This is a genomic window from Vibrio sp. EA2 (assembly GCF_033042495.1).
Classification (GTDB): domain Bacteria; phylum Pseudomonadota; class Gammaproteobacteria; order Enterobacterales; family Vibrionaceae; genus Vibrio.
The window spans coordinates 1-2,830 of sequence record NZ_JAWLID010000022.1 but is presented as its reverse complement, the minus strand read 5'-3'; the positions used below and the strand labels follow the sequence as shown (position 1 = coordinate 2,830).

At 46.7% G+C, this 2,830-nt stretch carries 2 protein-coding genes; both read left to right on the top strand.

Annotation, left to right across the window (positions count from 1 at the left end):
• A partial coding sequence (gene rpsG / locus RXX31_RS22895) for a 30S ribosomal protein S7 (protein WP_317591957.1) occupies window positions 1–424 on the top strand: 424 nt, incomplete at its 5' end.
• Between the two features lie 75 nt (window positions 425–499).
• A complete protein-coding gene (gene fusA / locus RXX31_RS22890) occupies window positions 500–2,599 on the top strand; it encodes an elongation factor G (protein WP_317591956.1) in 2,100 nt (699 codons plus the stop codon).
• Window positions 2,600–2,830 lie beyond the last annotated feature (231 nt).

Genomic DNA, 2,830 nt, shown 5'->3' with positions numbered 1-2,830 from the left:
TAAGTTCAAATCTGAATTGCTGGCAAAATTCGTTAACATCCTAATGGTTGACGGTAAAAAATCTACTGCAGAAAAAATTGTTTACACTGCACTAGATTCTATGGCTGAAAAGTCTGGTAAAGACCACTTAGCTATTTTTGAAGAAGCTCTTGAAAACGTACGCCCTGCGGTAGAGGTTAAATCTCGCCGTGTTGGTGGTTCAACTTACCAAGTACCTGTAGAAGTACGTCCGGTTCGCCGTAACGCACTTGCTATGCGTTGGTTGGTTGAAGCTGCGCGCAAGCGTGGTGAAAAATCTATGGCTCAACGCCTAGCTGCTGAAATGCTAGACGCGTCTGAGAACAAAGGTACTGCTGTTAAGAAACGTGAAGACGTTCACCGTATGGCAGACGCGAACAAAGCGTTCGCTCATTACCGCTGGTAATACCTTCTGTGCTGCGAGGTTCTCTCGCAGCACTTTTCTATACTCTAAGGTACACCTTAGTAAGAGGATACAATCGTGGCTCGTAAAACTCCTATTGAGCGCTACCGTAATATCGGTATCTGTGCTCACGTAGATGCAGGAAAAACAACCACAACTGAGCGTATTCTGTTCTACACTGGCCTTTCTCACAAAATCGGCGAAGTTCACGATGGTGCTGCAACCATGGACTGGATGGAGCAGGAGCAGGAACGTGGTATTACTATCACTTCAGCTGCGACTACGACATTCTGGCGTGGTATGGAAGCACAATTCCCTGAGCATCGCGTAAACATCATTGATACCCCTGGACACGTTGACTTTACTATCGAAGTAGAGCGTTCTCTTCGTGTACTTGATGGTGCTGTGGTCGTGTTCTGTGGCTCATCTGGTGTTGAACCTCAGTCTGAAACTGTATGGCGTCAAGCGGACAAGTACCACGTTCCACGTATGGTGTTTGTGAACAAGATGGACCGTGCAGGCGCAGACTTCCTACGCGTTGTGGACCAAATCAAAAATCGTCTTGGTGCGAACCCTGTTCCAATCCAGCTTAACGTTGGTGCGGAAGAGGACTTCAGAGGTGTCATCGACCTTATCAAGATGAAAATGATCAACTGGAATGAAGCCGATCAAGGCACTTCGTTTACTTACGAAGACATCCCAGCTGACATGATCGAGCTTGCTGAAGAGTGGCGCAACCATATGGTTGAATCTGCTGCAGAAGCTAGCGAAGAGCTGATGGACAAGTACCTTGAAGAAGGTGAGCTGACTGAAGCTGAGATCAAACAAGCATTACGTACTCGTACACTAAACAACGAAATCGTACTGGCCACTTGTGGTAGTGCGTTTAAGAACAAAGGTGTTCAAGCGGTACTTGATGCAGTGATCGAATTCTTGCCATCGCCGATCGATGTACCTGCAATTAAAGGTGTCGATGACAGAGAAAATCCCGTTGAGCGTCACGCTGACGACAACGAACCATTCTCTGCGCTAGCATTTAAGATCGCGACTGACCCGTTTGTGGGTACGCTTACTTTCATGCGTGTTTACTCTGGTGTTGTAAACTCAGGTGATGCTGTTTACAACTCTGTAAAAGAGAAGAAAGAGCGTTTTGGTCGTATCGTGCAGATGCATGCCAATAAGCGTGAAGAAGTTAAAGAAGTTCGCGCTGGTGATATCGCCGCTGCTATCGGTCTGAAAGACGTAACGACAGGTGACACCCTGTGTGACCAGAACCACAAAGTGATTCTGGAACGCATGGAGTTCCCTCAGCCAGTTATTCAGATTGCTGTAGAACCTCGTTCTAAGGCAGACCAAGAGAAGATGGCTATCGCGCTAGGTAAACTAGCTGCGGAAGACCCATCATTCCGCGTGGAAACGGACGACGAAACGGGTCAGACTCTGATCTCAGGTATGGGTGAACTTCACCTGGATATCATCGTAGACCGTATGAAGCGTGAATTCAGCGTTGATTGTAACGTTGGTAAACCTCAGGTTGCTTACCGTGAAACCATTCGTGGTAAATCGGAAGTAGAAGGTAAGTTTGTTCGTCAATCAGGTGGTCGTGGTCAATACGGTCATGTGTGGATCAAACTTGAACCTTCAGAGCCTGGTGAAGGTTTCGTATTCGTAGACGAAATCGTGGGTGGTGTGGTTCCTAAGGAATTCATCAGCTCGGTAGCGAAAGGTATCGAAGAACAAATGAATAGTGGTGTTCTAGCGGGTTACCCTGTACTAGATATTAAAGCTACACTATTTGATGGTTCTTACCACGATGTAGACTCAAGTGAGATGGCGTTTAAGATCGCTGGCTCAATGGCATTCAAGAAAGGTTCTCTAGAAGCGCAACCTGTGATTCTTGAACCAATGATGAATGTCGAAGTAACCACTCCGGAAGACTGGATGGGTGACGTTGTTGGTGACCTAAACCGTCGACGCGGTATCATCGAAGGTATGGACGAAGGTGTGGCTGGTCTGAAGATCATCCGTGCTCAAGTGCCACTATCTGAGATGTTTGGTTACGCAACTGACTTACGTTCTGCAACTCAAGGCCGTGCGTCTTACTCTATGGAGTTTCACGAGTACGCTGAAGTGCCGAAAAACTTCGCAGATAAAATTATTGCAGAGCGTGGTTACTAATTGACGACTGAACGGCAAAAAGTTTACGACTTTTTGCCAGATCAAGCCGTCCAAATATTGCGCTAACGGGCGTTGGCGCATAAAATAACAATTTCTGGCGCGTCGTCGATCAATAATGATCACGGCGAATCATAACTAGGAAGGAACACGATCGTGTCTAAAGAAAAATTTGAACGTACGAAACCGCACGTTAACGTTGGTACTATCGGCCACGTTGACCACGGTAAAACA